The sequence below is a fragment of the Mycolicibacterium chlorophenolicum genome (assembly GCF_001044235.1).
Lineage (GTDB): Bacteria > Actinomycetota > Actinomycetes > Mycobacteriales > Mycobacteriaceae > Mycobacterium > Mycobacterium chlorophenolicum.
In genome coordinates, this window is sequence record NZ_JYNL01000039.1 from 14,104 (window position 1) to 30,110 (window position 16,007).

The window sequence follows — 16,007 nt, forward strand, 5'->3', positions numbered from 1 at the left end:
ATGACCAGTGCCCAGCGCCTCCTCGTTGTCTCGTTCGCTCGGTTGAGCGCGTCTAGGCAAAAGTTTGATTGTTGAGAAGACCTAGCCGCCAGAGCCGATAGCACCGAGCTGTGAGGACTTTGGTCATATCTGTGTGTGGCCGCCCGGCATGGTTATGCGTCACCGGGCGCATGCGCACGTCCGGGTGCCACCGGGCACATCAGGTCGTCCGTAGCGATCTCGTCCGACACTGCCTTGACCGGATTGTGTTGAGACTCAACGGCGCATGGTCCGGATGCTGCTGGGTCCGCCCGTGCCGATAGCGCGCATAGCCCGACGGCGATGAGCAGGCAGGCTGCGATGGCGATGATCAGTTCGCTATGCCTGTGCTCACTTGTTCAGGCACGTAGCTAGATACCCGGCGGGGTATTCTGCCAACGATATGCCCCTGGGCTATATACCCCACGTCGAAGGCCAGAAATACCAGCGTCGCCAGATACCACCGCACGTGATAGCGCGACAGCGCGTGTTCCTCGGGCGCCCAGCCAGATTGGAAGGGCAGTGAGACCAACGCGGTAGCAGAGACCGCCGTAACCCGGTGCGCACCATAGGCACTCGCGACGCCGGCGGCGGCGACCAGCACGGTCCGCATCAACCCGGCGTACATACCCCGCCTCCCAACGTCCTGTGCCCGCGCCCTGGCGTGGACGATTCCTACCCGCCCTCTAGACGTACCCCGTGGGGGTATTTTCTGCAAGGGTGATGCTGATCCGGTTCGGATAGCCCGCGGCTCGTCGGGGGACAGCGCTCATATCGGCAGGACGGTGGTCGTCACGAATTGGTCGCGAATCAGCCCGACAAAATCGGCCCACGCTCCGGTGACCAGGGCCATACCTACTGCTATCAACATGATGCCGCCGGCGATCTGTATCCGGCGGGTGTTGCGGCGCAGCCATCCCAACCATCGCGCCATCGCGCTGGTTCCCAGCGCCAGCAGGATAAAGGGCACGCCCAGCCCGAGACAGTATGCGACGATGAGCAGCACACCGCGGGCCGCGGTGACGCCTTGGGTGCCGGCGGCAACGGACAGCACCCCGGCCAGCGTCGGTCCCAAACAGGGGGTCCATCCGAGTCCGAACGTCGCGCCGAGCACTGGCGCACCGACGATGCCTGTGATGCGGCGGGGGTGAAACCGTATGTCGCGCTGCAGCATCGGGATGAATCCGATGAAGACGAGCCCCATGACGATGGTGAGCACGCCGCCGATCTGCTGGAGTAGATCGCGGTTGAGCGCCAGCGCGCCGATCAAGCCGAACACCGACGCCGTCGCCGCGACAAACACCACCGTGAACCCTGCGACAAATAGCAGGGCGGCGCCGGCCAGCCGCCACAAATCTCGTGTCTGCGGCGGCGCATCTGATGAGCCGCCCGCGCCGTCGGCGCGGGCGGCGCCGGCGAGGTAGGACAGATATCCGGGCACCAACGGGACGCAGCACGGTGAGGCGAACGAGACGGCACCTGCCAGCGCGGCGGCGCCGAGTCCGAGCACCAGCGGCCCGGATGCTGCGGCCGCGGCGAATGCGTCGCCGATGCCCTGCGCGTGGCCGGTCACGGCTCAGCCGCAATCCGGCGCACGACGGGCCGCAAATCCTCGGCCAGCAGGGCTCGCAGGAAGACGGCCGCTACCCTGTGTTTGCGGTCGAGCACCAACGTGGTGGGTACGACGCTGGTGGGGTAGCTCTTGCCCAAGGCGATCAGGCTGCGCATCGGGGGGTCGAAGATCGAGGGGTAGCGGACCTTGCGGTCGGTGACGAAGTCTCTGGCCGCCGCGCGGTCGTCGCGCACGTCGATGCCAAGGAATGCGACACCGAGGGGTTCGGTTTCCTCGAAGACCTTCTCCAGCTCCGGTGTTTCGGTGCGACAGGGCGCGCACCAGGATCCCCAGATGTTGATCACGACAACCTTGCCGTCGAAGTCGGACAGATGGATTGTTCGATCCTCCAGCAGCGCCGGGCCCTCAAGGTCGCCGATGCTGCCCCGCGTCTCGGGCGGATCGTATAAGAGGTCTGTCTTGCCGCCTGGTGATACGAATTCGAAGGTGCCGCCCTGCGCGACGGCATCGCGCCCGGTGCTGCACCCGGCCACGACGAGTGCGGCGAGAAGGGCGGCGCACAACGCGCGTGCCCGCACGCGGTTCGGCATTGAGATCTCCGCTGGTGATAGACATGCAACCGTCTACTGTCGGTGTACGTAGAGCGTAGGGCAACGCGTCAAGCCCGACGCGCGCGGCCCGTCCACAATAGACGGAGCCAATGCCTGAGTGTCAGCAATGCGCCAAATGCCAGGGCGCGGCTCGGTGTGGCCGTAAGAATATACTATTCCATGCAGTAGATAGGTAGGTCACGTGTGGTGGCAGAGAATGGAGTGTGATCTCGGCGGCGAGGGAAAGCCCAGGTCCGGCGGTGAAGTCGTCGCGTAAAGGCCGCAAGGCGATCGCGCGAGCGCAGTCGAGGCGGCGCAGCGGCTGGCTGTGGCTGGCCGCCGGGGTGGTGGCCGCAGCTCCCATCATGGTGATGTTGATCATCACAATCATGAAGTCGCCTGGGCCGCGCACGTCGGACGCGGAATCGGCTAGCTTGCAGAGCCCGCCGGCGACCATCGCGAAGGGTGCGGAGAACATGCCGCCATGGCCGGCGCCCGCAGATGCGAAAGCCGCGGTGGCCGCAGCCGGATTGCCGATGCTGGGCAGTGAAGGCTCCGTGGAGCATATTCACACCCACCTCGACGTATTGGTTGATGGCAAGCCCGTGCCGGTGCCGGCCAATTTGGGCGTCGATAGCAGGCGCGGCAGAATGAGCCCGCTGCACACCCATGACGACAGCGGCGTCATTCACGTCGAGTCACCGGTGAAAAGGAAGTTCAGCCTGGGCGAGGTCTTCAGCGAATGGCAGGTGAGCTTGTCTGTGAACAACATCGGGGCGCTGCGCGCCGCGGACGGCAAGGTGGTGCGCGTGTTCGTCAACGGCACACCGCAGACCGGAAACCCGGCGGCCATCATGCTGGGCTCTCGTTTCGAGATCGCGGTGATCTACGGCGCCCCGCAACCCGGTGAGACGATTCCATCGAAATATGACTTCCCCGAGGGTGATTAGGAGTCCTCGAATCGGTGGGGTCAAGGCGCGTCGAAGCAGTCGGGGTGGACCTTGTCTCATAGGGTGACAACATTGATTCCCCCGACGGCTGTGCGGCCTTGCTCTACATCGAAGCCCGCGTCCACCGAGTAGATTCGTAGGTGCGATGTTCGATCACGCAGTCGGGAGGTTCTGATGAGGCAGGCAGTGGACGTCCGTGCCGCCGATGTCGATCGTGAGCGGCTGGTGACCGAACTGCAGCGTCATGCTGCGGCGGGCCGGTTGAGCATAGACGAGTTCTCCGAGCGGGCCCGCGCCGCCTACCAGGCACACATGATGGGCGAACTCGCCGCACTTTCGGCAGATCTCCCGCCGGATACGAATCCGCGTGCAGACGCGCCGATCCCGCGCAGAGTGTGGATCGTGCTGGTCTCGATTGCAGTTGTGGTGGCGCTTCTCGGTCTCTCGGCTGTGGCGAATGCCGGGCCGCTGGTCGGCGGCATGGGTTGTCGCTGGTGATTCAGCAGGCAGAGCCCGCAATAGAATTTTTACTAAGTACGTAAACCACGGGTGGCGGGCGATCCTCGGATGATCGCCACAAGTTGAGGAGTTGCGAAGTCTCCGTTGCTCTACGCCGTGGCCCTACTGGCCTGCCCGGTCGGCATGGGGTTGATCATGTTCATGATGATGCGCGGCCAGAATAAGCCGTCCGCCAACCAGGCGCACGGCGATCCTGGTGATCGCACTGGGGTCGACGCCCTTCGCGCCGAGATCGAGGCGCTCAAGGCTGCTCGGGCCGCGGACACACCCCAACCCCCGCGGCCGTGAGCACGTGGACGGCGGCTCTGGTCGCCGTTGCGGCGATCGGGCTCACCTATCTTTTGTGCGTTCGGCCGATGATGCCTGGCCGCCGTCATTGCGGGATGCCCGCAGGCGCGAGCCGCCATGACAGCGAAGGGGCGGCGTCCCGAAACGGGAGATCGCCGAGTTGCGTGAGGACCTGCGAATACTGAGAGCCCCGGACCAGGTACGCCGACAACAAGACCCGCCGGCCGAGGGCTGAAACCGGTGCGTGATGGTCACCCGTGGTCGAGGTAGATGATCCGGCGGGTTATCAGATGGCTTGGATCGGTGAGGGTTTCGTGGATGATCCGCCCCGCCATGTCGAGTGTGAGCACCGCGTTGATCGATGCGGCGGGGTAGCCGAGAGCCAACCGGGTGGGGCCACGGCCTGCGAGGCGTACCGCCTGCGGGGCGGTGCCGTCGGCAAAGGGCTCTTGGGCAAGGAAGAATTCCGCCGACAGGCTCAGCGGTTGAGGCTCGGCGGGGGCGGTTGTTGAGTCGCTGGTAACCGACTCGTAGACGGTCATCTGACCGGCGGCGCGGGTTGCGGCCACCGCGTGGGCGAGGTCAGTTCCGCCGGGCAGGGGGGCCACGGCATCAGCAAGCTGACCGAGGCGCCCCGCGCATCGCCGGCCCCAGCCGCCAGGCTCAGCACGTTTTCTCCGTCAGCCCAGGCGGTCTCGGTCAGGAAACAGCCCTGTCCGCAGCCGCGAAAATCCAGCTCCGTGTCGAGGCCGCCGGGTCTGTCGAGTCGCCCCGACAGTGTGTAGCGCCGGTCGGGTTCGGCGGCGTAGTAGTCGCTCCGCCGCGGTGCGTGCAGTCGCACCACCAGTTGCCCGTCGCTGGCCGCCACGGCGACCCCGATCTGGCCGGCAAGTGTCCCCATCGGCAGCACCGGGCCCCGCGATGGCGACCAAAGCGGTTTTGACGAGCAGCGCACGGCCCTAGGTGGTGGAGAACACCTGTGACAGCGGCAGCAGCACCAGCGCCGAGAGCACCCCGGTGCCGAGGGCGATGACGAAGGTCCACGCCGCCAGGCGCATGTATCCGTGCAGCACCCAGCGCACTGCGGCGCCGTCGTCTCGCCAGGACAGCACCGCCAGCGTCGTCGTCACGAGCGCACCGACCCAGACCGCTGCGGCCGCCAGGTGTACCGCGGTCAGCACCGCCCCCCACCATCCGGCAGCGCTATGGGCATGCGATCGCCACCCCTCCGCGCCGACGATCGCCAGCAGCGGCACCAGCGCCCAGGTTTGAGCGTGCATACGCGTCAACGCCAATGCCGCGACCACGCCGACGGCCTCAAGTTGCGGTGCCCCACACAGCGCTAACCTGCCCGGCCTCTGCGACGACTTGGACGGCCAGGCCCACAGTGGCTGCCAGCGCCGCCGCCAGAGCACCGATGACCGGTGACCGCGGCGCCGCCAGCCGCGGCTTCTCGGCGCGCGCTGAGCAATGGATCGTTGGGCGATGAGCCCCCCAACGGCGATCGCGAACCCGGCGAACAGCACCCACCGCAACGCAGCCGACCACCAGGCCGTCGATGCTGTGCCGGCACTTGCCGCGGCGGCGGTCAACGCATAGCCGACACCGAACCGAAACTCCTCCTCCACCAGGTCGCCATCGGTGCCGGTGACCCGCCAGCGCACAGTGTAGCTGCCCGGGGGCACTGGGGCCGCCGGGTGAGCGGTCACCACCTGCGCGCCGTCTGATGTCGTCGCCTGGCTGGTCGCCACGGTACGGCCGTTCTCATCGAGCAGCACAACCGCATTGGGGCCGATCGAGACGGACTCGTTGAAATCAACGTGATCGCTTCTGGCGCAACTGATACCGCGGTATCGGCGACAGGCTCGGTGAACAGCAGCGTCGGATGCGCCGCCGCCGGGCCAGCAACCCCCAGACCCAGAACCGCGAGTGCGACCACGATGCCGAGCAGCCCCGCGGTGCGGCGCAGGCCGGTGGTCATCTCACGGCGGGGCGGCGATCCAACTGCCGCCGGAGTTTGCGCTCGGACAGACGCCTACAGGAAAACGGGCGACTGTGACCAGAACCCCGGGCGCGCACAGCACGCCCGCCTCGGAGGCAAGGTGGCGGCCCACCTCGGTGCCGAGGTCGACCTCGGTCACCGACAGCGAATACTCGTTGCCTAAGGCGCTCAAGGACTCCCTTGGAGAGCTCGCACAGCCCGCACGAGGTTTGGGTAAGCAGCGTGACCTCGACCGGTGCGGTCACTGAACGCGCCCGGTCGTGAGATCGGCGAGCACCGTGTCGGTCGGCATGAACATCATGAACTTGGGGGGCCCGCCCCGTAGTCGGCGCGCCATCGAATCGTCCCGTCCGGGCCGACCAGCACGAAACTGTGACCGTCGCGCATATCGCCGATCATCCCAGATCGGCGCCATAGGCGCGAGACGGCCAGGCCAGGGTTGCACAGCACCGGGGTCGCCAGTCTTCGTCGGCCTCTCTAGGCTTGATAAGCGTCGCCGGATCGGTGGTGATCGACACCAGGGCGTCCACATTTACCGCCCGCAGACCAGTTTGGTTTTATTTGAGGTCGCGGTAATTTCAACACGGCTGACACGACAGCCCCTCCTGGCAGGACAGCAGGCACCGAGCGGCTGGGGATGCAGGTCGGCCCCGTGGTGGCGACGTTGGTCTTGTCGGTGTTCGTGGTTCCGCTGGGATACCGCGATGGCGGTTCCCTGATGAGCGTGCGTGCCCGCAGTCGTCAGCACGCGCAGTCCGCGCGCATCGTCGGTCGCAGTTCGCCGGTGTGGACGGCCTCGTCGTCGATGCGCCGTAGAAACCGACGTACTACCTCGGCGGAAGCCCCCGTGGTGATGAGCAGCGCGGGCGGTCGCCACCCTGCAGCGCCCCAATCTGGACGCGGTGTTGGCCCATGAGCGCACGCATCTGGCCGGGCGGCACCACTTGCTGCTCTCAGAGACCAGGGCCCTGAAGACCAGCCTGCGTAGGACCCGATTGTTCAGCGTCGCCGATGCCAGATTTCGAAACTGCTGGAAGCGTGCGCCGACGACACCTCCGCCCGCCGCCACCGCGCCGCGTCGCTGGTGGTAGCAATCGCCGCTTTTGCCGGTGCCGATCCAATCTCGGCTGCCGCATTGGGCGCCAGCACCGTCGGGGTGTGCGCGCATCCCCAGACTCATCGAACCCGACACCACGGTGCGACGGCTGGGTGCCCATGTGTCGCTGGCCGCGATTACGGGCGCTGTTCTCGCCACTCCGATAGTCCCCGTGCGGGCTGCGTTATCAAGTTTTGTCGCCTGCGGTCCCTTCACTGCCCCAGGCGGGCTGGGCTGTGAGATCGGCAGGCTTGCAGTAGAACCCAAGGATGCGGTACATCGGCAGCGCGACGTGACTTCGAAGATGCGTCGATGATGTTGAGCATGGCCAGTGCCGCGCGCCTCCTCACCATGGCTGTATCGACTGGTGTCCGTGCCTGTTCGCGCTTGCGAGCAGGCCGCAGCCAGGGTTAGTGATGGCCAAGCAGCGCCTGGGTGCCTTGTGAGTCCTGACCTGAGTCTATTCGCCCAGCTCGATGGGAACGCCGACTAACGACCCGTATTTGGTCCAGCTGCCGTCGTAGTTCTTCACGTCGGCGTGCTCGAGCGTTTATGTAGGACAAACCAAGTGTGCAAGGACCGCTCACCGATGCGGCAGTAGGCAATTGTCGGCTTGGATCCGTCAAGACCGGCGTGCGCGTAGATGGCCCTAAGGTCCTCGTCGGACTTGAACGTGCCGTCTTCGTTGGCCGCCCTACTCAGGGCACATTGAGCGCGCCAGGGATGTGGCCGGCGCGCTGTGCCTGCTCCTGCGGCAGGGTTAGCGGGCGCGAGAATCTTGCCGGAGAATTCATCCGGTGAGCGGACGTCGACGAGGTTCTTCTGCCCGATCGCGGCGACGACCTCATCACGGAACGCGCGGATGCTGTGGTCGGGTGCCTCGGCCTTGTATTCGGTGATCGGGCGCCTCACCATCTCGGTGGAAAACGCGCGGCCGTCGAGTTCCCACTTCTTACGGCCACCGTCGAGCAACTTGACCTTCTCGTGGCCGTAGAGCTTGAAATACCAGTACGCGTAGGCGGCGAACCAATTGTTGTTGCCGCCGTAGAGGATCACCGTGTCTTCGGTGGAGATGCCGCGATCGGAGAGGAGTTGCGAGAACTGGTCTTGATTGACGAAGTCGCGGCGCACCGGGTCCTGCAGGTCGATCCTCCAGTCAAGCTTCACCGCACCCTCGATGTGCCCGCTCTCATACGCGGTGGTGTCTTCGTCTACCTCGACGACCGCGATGTTCGGATTGTCCAAGTTGCGCTCGACCCAGTCGGCGGTGACCAAGAAGTCATTGCGACTCATACGGGTAGTCCTAACCGGTTAGGTGACTGGTGATCCTTGCGATAGCGGAGTGTTGCCGCCACGAACATCGACACCGAATTATCTACTGACCCTAATAGTAGATGATGGTTGCGGGCGCCTCACTGCCGGATGTTCCGGCGGGCCAAGCGTGCGGCGGTGCAACCGGCGAGACGTCGCGAATGCCGCCACACTTAGGGTGCGCGAGCTGAACCGCTCGGTGTCGGGCGGATGGCATGCCGATCGCCCAGAGGGTGTCTTGGCCTAGGCATATGACGATGAGACCGCGCCAACCCCGCCGGCCAGCGGGGCGCGGCCAGCGCGGGTGTACACGGTACTAATAACACCACCGCAGCGTCGAGAGTGTCATCGTTAGAGCGCACGCATCGCCATGCCGGGCGACCATTTTGACAGGAACGCGCGCTGAGGCTTCGGCGCGTTCGGCAAGCCCGCGCGGACGCCTTCAGGTTCACGACCACTACTTCAGCAACAGGAAATAATGCCGGTTTTTAGATCGGCAGGAGAGAAAGGTGCGGCTGCTGATCGATGCCTCGCGTTAACGACTCGGCAAAGAGGCCAGAAATCGTCCCGCCAGACGGACGCGGAGTCGATGGCCTTTATCGCCAAACGACGTAGAGGTCAAGGCGACTCTGTTCTCCGAACTCGGCACTGATCTGAGAATTAAGTGATGCTGGGTGCTGCAATTCACCGCCAGCCCATCGTGCCATCGATGTCAATCACCAGATCGGCCTGTTGCTTCCATGCAATGTCGTGGTGCGCACCGATCCGGCCGCCGACGGCACCGTCATTGTCGACGCGCTGCATCCGCAGGCGACGGTGCAAGTTGCGGACCAGCCGTCTGCGCGCCGGAGCCGACGAGGCGGCGGCCATGTCGCGCAGGGCAATCGAATCGCTGACCCACACGAGCGCGGGTAGCTGAGCGGACGCGGACCACTCGCCCGATCATCGGCTTCTGAAGTCCATAGCGGCCCCGATTCCCCACCGCGACGAGTGCGGCTCGGCGGATTCGAAGACGAAGGTCACCGCGGCGGCGGCCAGTGGACGGGGTCAGGCGATTCGGTTCCGTGCCGGGGAGAAACGCTCGAGCTGGACGGGTGGTCCCTCGGGTGGTGGGGGTGGTAAGACGCGGGGTCGTCCGTCGGTCACGAGGGAGACCACAGCGTTTTGTCGGTCCACGTTCAATGTGCCGTGCTGAAAGTTCTGCACAATCCATTGCGGCTCATGAAGCTGGCCGCTGGTAGGCAGGCCGAGCGGGCTGCGCTCGTAGCCCAACGTCGCCCAAGCGTCATATATTGGTCCGGTTATCGGGTGGGCGCCGGTAGCTTGTGACCAGTAGATTGCTCCGTGAGCGAAGATGACGTAGCGCGCCTGGCCCACACCGGGCGCTTCCGGCGATCTCGCCGTACCCAACACACCATCTGCACCGCCCAATGCTTGCCATTGCGCGTATATCGCCCCACCCCGTAGTGATTCCTGTAGGTCTTCTGCGCTTGGCGGTTGGTTCAAACGGGCGGCGATATCGCGGATTCGATCTAAAAAGGCGTAGGCCGCGTTGCCCGGACACTCGGTGTCGCCGACATCACGGTGGGCGAAGATGCTTGGCAGGGACCGAGTCATGCCCTGCGGGACCCGGGTATACGTGCCCCCGGTTGATGTCAGCGTGGCGGTGCCTTTGGGATCGATTCCTGCGAGCGCCAGCCGCCATCCCAGCAACCGTCCGACCGATCGCAGCTGTGCCGCTGTCGGCACTTCTTTACCGAAGTCACCGATTAGGCATACCGCCCAGGTGTCCTTATTGAACCCGCCCGTGTGAGAGCCTTCGACCGGCTTATCCAGCCCGCCGAATCTGCCTTCAAAAACTTGACCGTGGCGGTCGACAAGCGCGTTGTAGGCGACGTCACCCCAACCCATCGTACGAGTGTGGTAGGTGAAGATAGAGCGCACGATCGCGGCCGACTCGTTCGCCGCATAGTTGTTGCCCGTTGCGGAGTGGTGAACGATTGCGGCGCGAATCATGTTGTCGTACACCGGTGCAGCCCGCCTCATCGACTCGTCGGCACCCCATTGACTTCGACTGATGATCGGAACGGGCGGCGGGTTCGCGCGAGGATCTGCCGACAGCGGTGGTTGTCCTTGCACCGGAGGTGTGGCTAGCAGTAACGGTGCGGCTCCTATTCCGAGGACTGCCGGGGCGGCTGCCGCCATTCGCAGGACGTCGCGCCGCGAAACGGGTCGCCTGCGTTCGCAGGTGCACCGATCACACACGGCTTGAGATTAAACCGCACCAGTCGGTCAGCAGCCGCGCCGCGCCGTCGTGGTCACCCGCGAAGTGGCGTCTCTGGCTTAGCTACATAGGTAGTGGTGGTCTATCTTCTTGGCGGGATGTTGCCCTGGCCGGGCGCGGCGCTGGCACTTGGCTCGTGGAGTACGTTACTACTCAGTAGATGGGAGGAGCCGTTCTGAGGCGCTGTGGGCACGCAAAGCGAGCCTTAGTCGCTCCACCGCGGGCGATTGGGTGTGGAGTTGTTGGGCTTCAGCATGGTTAGCGTTGAGGAGCCCATCGCGGAGTGCAGAGGGAGAGGTTGTTGTGAAGGTTCTGATGGCATCTTTTCCAAGCCCCCCACAGGGGGTATGGCACTTGGGTTTGCTGCCGGTACGGGCCTACGCGATGTTCATCATCGCGGGGATCGTCGTCGCTCTCCTCATTGGGAACAGGCGCTGGATCGCCCGCGGCGGCGAACCTGGCGTTGTCTATGACATCGCGCTGTGGGCTGTGCCGTTCGGCGTGATCGGTGGCCGGCTATACCACGTAGTCACCGATTGGCGAACCTACTTCGGTGATAGCGGCCTCGGCCTAGCCGCGGCTCTCAGAATATGGAATGGCGGCCTGGGCATCTGGGGCGCGGTAGCGCTCGGTGGTGTGGGCGCATGGATCGGTTGCCGGCGACGTGGCATTCCGCTGCCCGCCTTCGGCGACGCGACAGCGCCGGGCATCATGCTCGCACAGGCGATTGGCCGCATAGGCAATTACTTCAATCAGGAGCTGTACGGGAGCGCCACGAACCTGCCGTGGGGTCTGGAGATCTATTACCGCCGAGACCGCTCTGGCGTTGTCGATGTACATTCGGTCGACGGCGTGTCGACGGGTCAGCTCGCCCAGATCGTTCACCCCACGTTTCTATACGAAGTGCTCTGGAATGTAATAGTTTTCATTGCACTAGTATCCATTGACCGGCGATTCAAAGTTGGCCACGGACGACTGTTTGCGCTCTATGTTGCGGGCTACTGCCTCGGCCGATTCTTTATCGAATTGATGCGCACCGACGCGGCGACCCACATTGCCGGCATGAGAATCAACTTGTTCACCTCCGCGTTGTTGTTCATCGGCGCGCTGATTTACTTCGTGCGGGCTCCTAGGGGGCGAGAAGACCTCGCAAGCAGTGGATCAGGCAGTAACCCGGATCGCCGAAAGAATGCCATCGAAGGCAACGGCACTGCAGATCGGTCCGGATCCGGCACAGGCTTGGATGCGACGACACTTGATCACCACGTCAGGAATCGCGGCGGCGATGACGTCGAACGTGACGAAGATAGCGCCACTGGAATTCGCCGCGGCAGCGAGTGACCGCAGTCCGCGCGGCACGAACCGCCTTCAAACGTTGTTGGCACCGGAGCTCGGCATGGACTCAGGAGACTCGGAGGGGCCGCAAGGCGTAAGACCATCGTCGCTAGGAGATGGGATGATTGTCGTTCACGACCCTCGATTCAAGCTGCGCGTTCTCGGCGGGTAGGAACCCGTCGCAGGATCGTCCCGGTCATTCCGCTCCCGAATAATCCTACTTGCCCGGGGGACAATTCGTTGCTATTACTCTACTTTGGGTCACGACCCCGGATTGGCAGGTCAGCCATCCGCATGTGGACCCGCCATGTGATGAACTCTGAGGGGCGAACGACGGGCATCGGCGGCGATGGTCGGCTCAATCGTGCCGCTCAAAGCTGCCAGTCCTGAGCGCCATCGGGTTGGATGTAGACGCCGCCGGTCGTGTTCTTGACGATGACGGCGTCACCGCTACCGAAGTTGTCATAGAACCATTGGGCGTTCGCCGGACTGAGGTTGATGCAGCCGTGGCTGACGTTGCGCTTGCCTTGGTCGGCCACTGACCAAGGGGCGCCGTGGACGAAAATGCCGCTGTTATCGATACGGACGGCGTCTTGGACGTTGAGCTTGTATCCCTCGGGAGAGTCGATCGGGACGCCGTAGGTAGAGGAGTCCATGACTATGTCGGCGAACTTCTCGAGAACGTAGTAGGTGCCGTTCTTGGTCTCATACTTAGGTTTGCCTAGCGAAACCGGGAAAGTTTTCTCGATAACCCCGTTTCTGGTTATGGTCATCTGGTGGGTGGCGTCGTCGATGGAGGCTACAAGGGCCTCGCCGGTGCTGAAACTGGATTTTGTCCCCGAGGCGTCGATGGAGACCGTCGTGTTCGCCGGCCAGAAGTTGATAGGGCGCCAGCGAACTTCGGTATCAGATATCCAGTAGAACTTTCCGGGAACAGGCGGGTTCGACGAGATGTGAATGGCCTGCTCGGCCATGGAGCGATTGGCGATTGGACGCTGGAAGGTGATGGCGATCGGCTTCGCCACACCGACCATCGAGCCGTTGACCGGATTGAACGAGGGCGGCGCGAACACCGGCGGGCCGGTGTAGGGAGTGGGGTTCTGCCCGTCGGGGATGCCGGAGGTGACTAGTTCAGGATCAGCCGTAGACTTGGAGGGGCCCATCACCGCCGGATCGGTGGGGTCGATCGCGTCCGACAATGGATCGCCGCTCCACGTGGGGGTGACCGGGCCAGGCTGATCCGATTGAACCGGCTCGGCGTTGGCGCCTGCAGCCCAAAGCAGTGCGGCAGCAACCACAATGCCGGCGACCACAGTGCGTACGGCCCTCGCAGCGGCGTGACGGGCCATGGTGTTCTCCTGTCGTTGTGCGGGCGCCATAAAATGATCAAACGGTGAGCATTGCGCAGGGCAACCATCAGACGACCCTACGTATATAATACGTAGATCTTCCCAGTGATCCAGTCGTGAGGTCGCCGGACTACCTGGGCAACACGCGGGATGTTTGCAGCCAGCTGATTTTCAGGGGACATTGGAGTCGCTGAGGCCGTCGTCTCCTGCGAGGGTGTCGCCAACCGTGTTCACCTCTCCGACTATGTACCCACGCTTCGGCCTGTCCAAGTACCGGTCCGCGTCCGCGGGACTGCCTTTGGGGCAGCTGTACAAGCTGACGATACTTTCGGTGTCCAACGGGAGCCTCTTCGTCGGCGGGTATCGGACAATCGGTCGCCATCCGATTCGAGAAAGACGTCTCCGCGGATCGCAGTCGTGGGCGACCGATCGCGCCGTCGGTGGATACTCAGTTACCGGCGACGGCGCAATAGGTGCGGTCACCTTTCTCGATGCGGGGTGCCGGGCCGGTCACGGGGCGGATTTGCCAACAGTAGGGGATTATTACCGCCGCACGCTCGGGTATCGATCGGCGTCATCATTCAACCGCGGCGGGCGCCGAGACTGGACGCCTGACTGTTCGTAGTGGCGTTGTCTGGCCGGCACATGGACAACGCCGTTGCCTTTTCGTAACCTAGTTGCGATCTACGTAGTAGATACCGCGTGTTGTTCCGCGACACCTAAGGACTTGCTGATTTGACCCTCGAACGCGCTGCTGCCCGGCTATTGCCCCGCACACGCTTCCGGCGCGGCCTGCGCATCGTCGCGTCGCTGAGCCTGTTAGTCGCGCTGTTGCCGGGCACGGGCAACGCAGACCCCGCTTCGGACGCCTTGGCCAGGCTCAACGAACTGTCCCGAAACGCCGAACGGACCACAGAGGCAATAAATTCGGCCCAACTGGACCTCGACGCCAAACTGTCACAGCAACGTACTGCCTCGGCTCGCGCGGAAGCCGACAAGGCGGCGTTGGAGGCGGCCAGTTCAGAGCTGAATCGGTACCAGGGCACTGTCGACGAAGTCGCCGCTGCGCTGTACATGGGCGGGCGGACGGACGATTTGTCGGCGGTATTGATCGCGGACTCCCCTCAACAGGTGATAGACCAATTGGCGGTCCAGCGAGTGGTCTCTACCGAGACGGCAAGGCGCCTGCAGGATTTTCGGCGGGCCCGCCAACAGGCCGACGTGGCCGCGCGTGCGTCGACCGACTCGGCTGCGGCCTCCCGTAGCGCAGCGGAGCAGGCCGCCAGGGTCCGCGCCGAGCTGCAGGCGCAGCAGAGCGACCTGATGTGGCAGATCGACGCGGTGAAGGCGCAGTACGCGGCGCTAACCCCGCAGCAGCGCGCCGTCCTAGCCGACCCTGGACCGCCGCCGGCGCAAGATCCCGCCCCAAATGCAGACCCGAGCGTCATCGCCGCCCCGCCGCCGTCGGCGGTGCAAGACGCGCCCGCGCCCACCGAGGGGCCGGGCGGACGGAATGATGTCGTCGTACAGGCCGCCCTCACCCAGATCGGCAAACCGTATTCTTGGGGCGCAACTGGCCCCGACGCATTCGACTGCTCTGGATTGATTCAATGGGCGTTCCTGCAGACGGGCCGCAAGTTACCGCGCTCGAGTCAGGCGCTGGCCGAGGGAGGGCAACCGATCGGGCAAGCTGACTTGCAGCCGGGCGACATCGTCACCTTCTATTCCGATGTCTCCCATGCTGGAATTTACATCGGCGACGGCATGATGGTTCACGCCTCGACCTTCGGAGTGCCCGTCAAAGTGGCACCAATCTCGTCCTCGCCGTTTCACAACGCCCGCCGGTACTAGCCGAGTCGCGTCGGCCGGGTCGACAGGTCTTTATCGTTTCTTCACCGAACGTCGCCGCGACCCTTAGAGAGTGCAGCCAGGCTAGTGTTCGAAACCGTTAGCGCGCGTCATGATCGCCGTCCAAGGCGACTCGAGTAGGAAGATGAAGGAACGTCATGGTCAACGGCCCAAAGCTTGGTTTAGTAGTCGCCGCCATGGCGGGCGCGCTGACGGTGAGTGCGTGTAGCAACACCTCAGCGGGTCATGACATGTCCTCGATGAGCGCGCCGCAGACTACGAGTGCCGCGGCGCCTTCGACGGCGGTGACCCAGCCGGCGCAGGCGCACAACGAGGCCGACGTGGCATTCGCGCAGGGCATGATCCCGCACCACCAGCAAGCGATCGAAATGAGCGACATTCTATTGAGCAAGCAGGGCGTCGACCCTCAGGTGGTGACGCTGGCCGAACAGATCAAAGCGGCCCAGGGCCCCGAAATCGACAAGATGAAGGGCTGGCTAACCGACTGGGGTGTCTCGATGACGTCGTCGCCGGGGATGTCGAACATGCCGGGGATGCCGCCCATGTCCGGGATGCCCGGTCACGACATGGGCGACATGGGGGGTGGGGGGATGATGTCCGCGCAGGACATGGCGGCGTTGGAGGATGCCCAGGGCGCAGCAGCGAGCAAGCTGTTCCTTACTCAGATGATCGAGCATCACAAGGGAGCGATCGCCATGGCCCAAACCGAGGTGGACAGCGGCCAGTTCCCGGCGGCCGTGGAGATGGCGCAGTCAATCATCACGTCCCAGCAGCAGGAGATCGACGCTATGAATGCGATGCTGTCCGCGGGGTAAGGCTCGGG

General features: G+C 64.2%; 16 protein-coding genes and 1 pseudogene. 7 read left to right on the forward strand and 10 right to left on the reverse strand.

The annotated features are described in order from the left end of the window. Positions 1 to 349 precede the first annotated feature (349 nt). From ndhC to MCHLDSM_RS17525, 3 genes are all read right to left on the reverse strand, one after another. Entirely contained in the window at positions 350 to 631 is a 282-nt protein-coding gene (ndhC, locus tag MCHLDSM_RS17515; RefSeq protein ID WP_407661963.1) for an NADH-quinone oxidoreductase subunit A, read from the reverse strand. Positions 632 to 787: 156 nt separating this feature from the next. After that, positions 788 to 1,591 carry a cytochrome c biogenesis CcdA family protein gene (locus MCHLDSM_RS17520; protein ID WP_048471259.1) on the reverse strand — a complete coding sequence of 268 codons (804 nt, stop codon included), beginning with the start codon at positions 1,589 to 1,591 and terminating at the stop codon, positions 788 to 790. Beyond that, positions 1,588 to 2,181, reverse strand: coding sequence for a TlpA family protein disulfide reductase (locus tag MCHLDSM_RS17525; protein ID WP_048471260.1), 594 nt, complete (start codon positions 2,179 to 2,181; stop codon positions 1,588 to 1,590). The genes MCHLDSM_RS17520 and MCHLDSM_RS17525 overlap by 4 nt, the downstream gene beginning before the upstream one ends. 260 nt (positions 2,182 to 2,441) lie before the next feature. Between MCHLDSM_RS17525 and MCHLDSM_RS17530 the strand changes: the two genes are divergently transcribed. From MCHLDSM_RS17530 to MCHLDSM_RS17540, 3 genes are all read left to right on the forward strand, one after another. Further along, complete coding sequence (locus MCHLDSM_RS17530) at positions 2,442 to 3,131, forward strand: hypothetical protein (RefSeq protein WP_234714088.1); 690 nt, start codon at positions 2,442 to 2,444, stop codon at positions 3,129 to 3,131. Between the two features lie 186 nt (positions 3,132 to 3,317). After that, entirely contained in the window at positions 3,318 to 3,629 is a 312-nt protein-coding gene (locus tag MCHLDSM_RS17535) for a DUF1707 SHOCT-like domain-containing protein (RefSeq protein ID WP_053083020.1), read from the forward strand. Between the two features lie 105 nt (positions 3,630 to 3,734). Beyond that, a complete protein-coding gene (locus MCHLDSM_RS17540) occupies positions 3,735 to 3,938 on the forward strand; it encodes a hypothetical protein (RefSeq protein WP_048471262.1) in 204 nt (67 codons plus the stop codon). Positions 3,939 to 4,189: 251 nt separating this feature from the next. On the opposite strand, the gene MCHLDSM_RS39465 is transcribed toward MCHLDSM_RS17540, so the two are convergent. The 5 genes from MCHLDSM_RS39465 to MCHLDSM_RS17560 all read right to left on the reverse strand — a co-directional run bounded on the left by MCHLDSM_RS39465 (position 4,190) and on the right by MCHLDSM_RS17560 (position 8,311). Then, positions 4,190 to 4,480 (reverse strand): hypothetical protein, encoded by a 291-nt coding sequence (locus MCHLDSM_RS39465; RefSeq protein WP_060937711.1) that lies wholly within the window; start codon positions 4,478 to 4,480, stop codon positions 4,190 to 4,192. Then, on the reverse strand, positions 4,477 to 4,839 hold the full coding sequence (locus MCHLDSM_RS39470) for a hypothetical protein (RefSeq protein ID WP_234714089.1): 363 nt from the start codon (positions 4,837 to 4,839) through the stop codon (positions 4,477 to 4,479). The genes MCHLDSM_RS39465 and MCHLDSM_RS39470 overlap by 4 nt, the downstream gene beginning before the upstream one ends. A 58-nt stretch (positions 4,840 to 4,897) precedes the next feature. Next, a complete protein-coding gene (locus MCHLDSM_RS39475; RefSeq protein ID WP_048471265.1) occupies positions 4,898 to 5,716 on the reverse strand; it encodes a copper resistance CopC/CopD family protein in 819 nt (272 codons plus the stop codon). A gap of 204 nt (positions 5,717 to 5,920) precedes the next feature. Continuing rightward, positions 5,921 to 6,112, reverse strand: coding sequence for a hypothetical protein (locus MCHLDSM_RS38775; RefSeq protein WP_218002891.1), 192 nt, complete (start codon positions 6,110 to 6,112; stop codon positions 5,921 to 5,923). Between the two features lie 1,452 nt (positions 6,113 to 7,564). After that, positions 7,565 to 8,311, reverse strand: coding sequence for a sulfurtransferase (locus MCHLDSM_RS17560; protein ID WP_327083155.1), 747 nt, complete (start codon positions 8,309 to 8,311; stop codon positions 7,565 to 7,567). Positions 8,312 to 9,076: 765 nt separating this feature from the next. On the opposite strand from MCHLDSM_RS17560, the gene MCHLDSM_RS40475 reads away from it, so the two are divergent. Next, positions 9,077 to 9,262: a DUF302 domain-containing protein gene (locus MCHLDSM_RS40475; protein ID WP_412178257.1), complete on the forward strand. Its 186-nt coding sequence runs from the start codon at positions 9,077 to 9,079 to the stop codon at positions 9,260 to 9,262. Between the two features lie 132 nt (positions 9,263 to 9,394). Here MCHLDSM_RS40475 and MCHLDSM_RS36215 read toward each other — a convergent pair whose 3' ends face one another. Then, the gene (locus MCHLDSM_RS36215; RefSeq protein WP_082168953.1) at positions 9,395 to 10,552 is read right to left on the reverse strand and encodes an N-acetylmuramoyl-L-alanine amidase; all 1,158 of its coding nucleotides are present in this window, start codon (positions 10,550 to 10,552) and stop codon (positions 9,395 to 9,397) included. Positions 10,553 to 10,946: 394 nt separating this feature from the next. Here MCHLDSM_RS36215 and lgt point away from each other — a divergent pair. Further along, positions 10,947 to 11,787: pseudogene (lgt, locus tag MCHLDSM_RS17570) on the forward strand (prolipoprotein diacylglyceryl transferase); the annotation flags it as partial. Between the two features lie 550 nt (positions 11,788 to 12,337). Here the strand turns inward: lgt and MCHLDSM_RS17575 are convergent. Continuing rightward, positions 12,338 to 13,315 (reverse strand): L,D-transpeptidase, encoded by a 978-nt coding sequence (locus MCHLDSM_RS17575; protein WP_053083021.1) that lies wholly within the window; start codon positions 13,313 to 13,315, stop codon positions 12,338 to 12,340. Positions 13,316 to 14,050: 735 nt separating this feature from the next. On the opposite strand from MCHLDSM_RS17575, the gene ripC reads away from it, so the two are divergent. Further along, positions 14,051 to 15,166, forward strand: coding sequence for a peptidoglycan hydrolase RipC (gene ripC, locus MCHLDSM_RS17580; protein ID WP_082168947.1), 1,116 nt, complete (start codon positions 14,051 to 14,053; stop codon positions 15,164 to 15,166). Positions 15,167 to 15,321: 155 nt separating this feature from the next. Next, positions 15,322 to 15,999 carry a DUF305 domain-containing protein gene (locus MCHLDSM_RS17585; protein WP_048471268.1) on the forward strand — a complete coding sequence of 226 codons (678 nt, stop codon included), beginning with the start codon at positions 15,322 to 15,324 and terminating at the stop codon, positions 15,997 to 15,999. Positions 16,000 to 16,007: the final 8 nt, after the last annotated feature.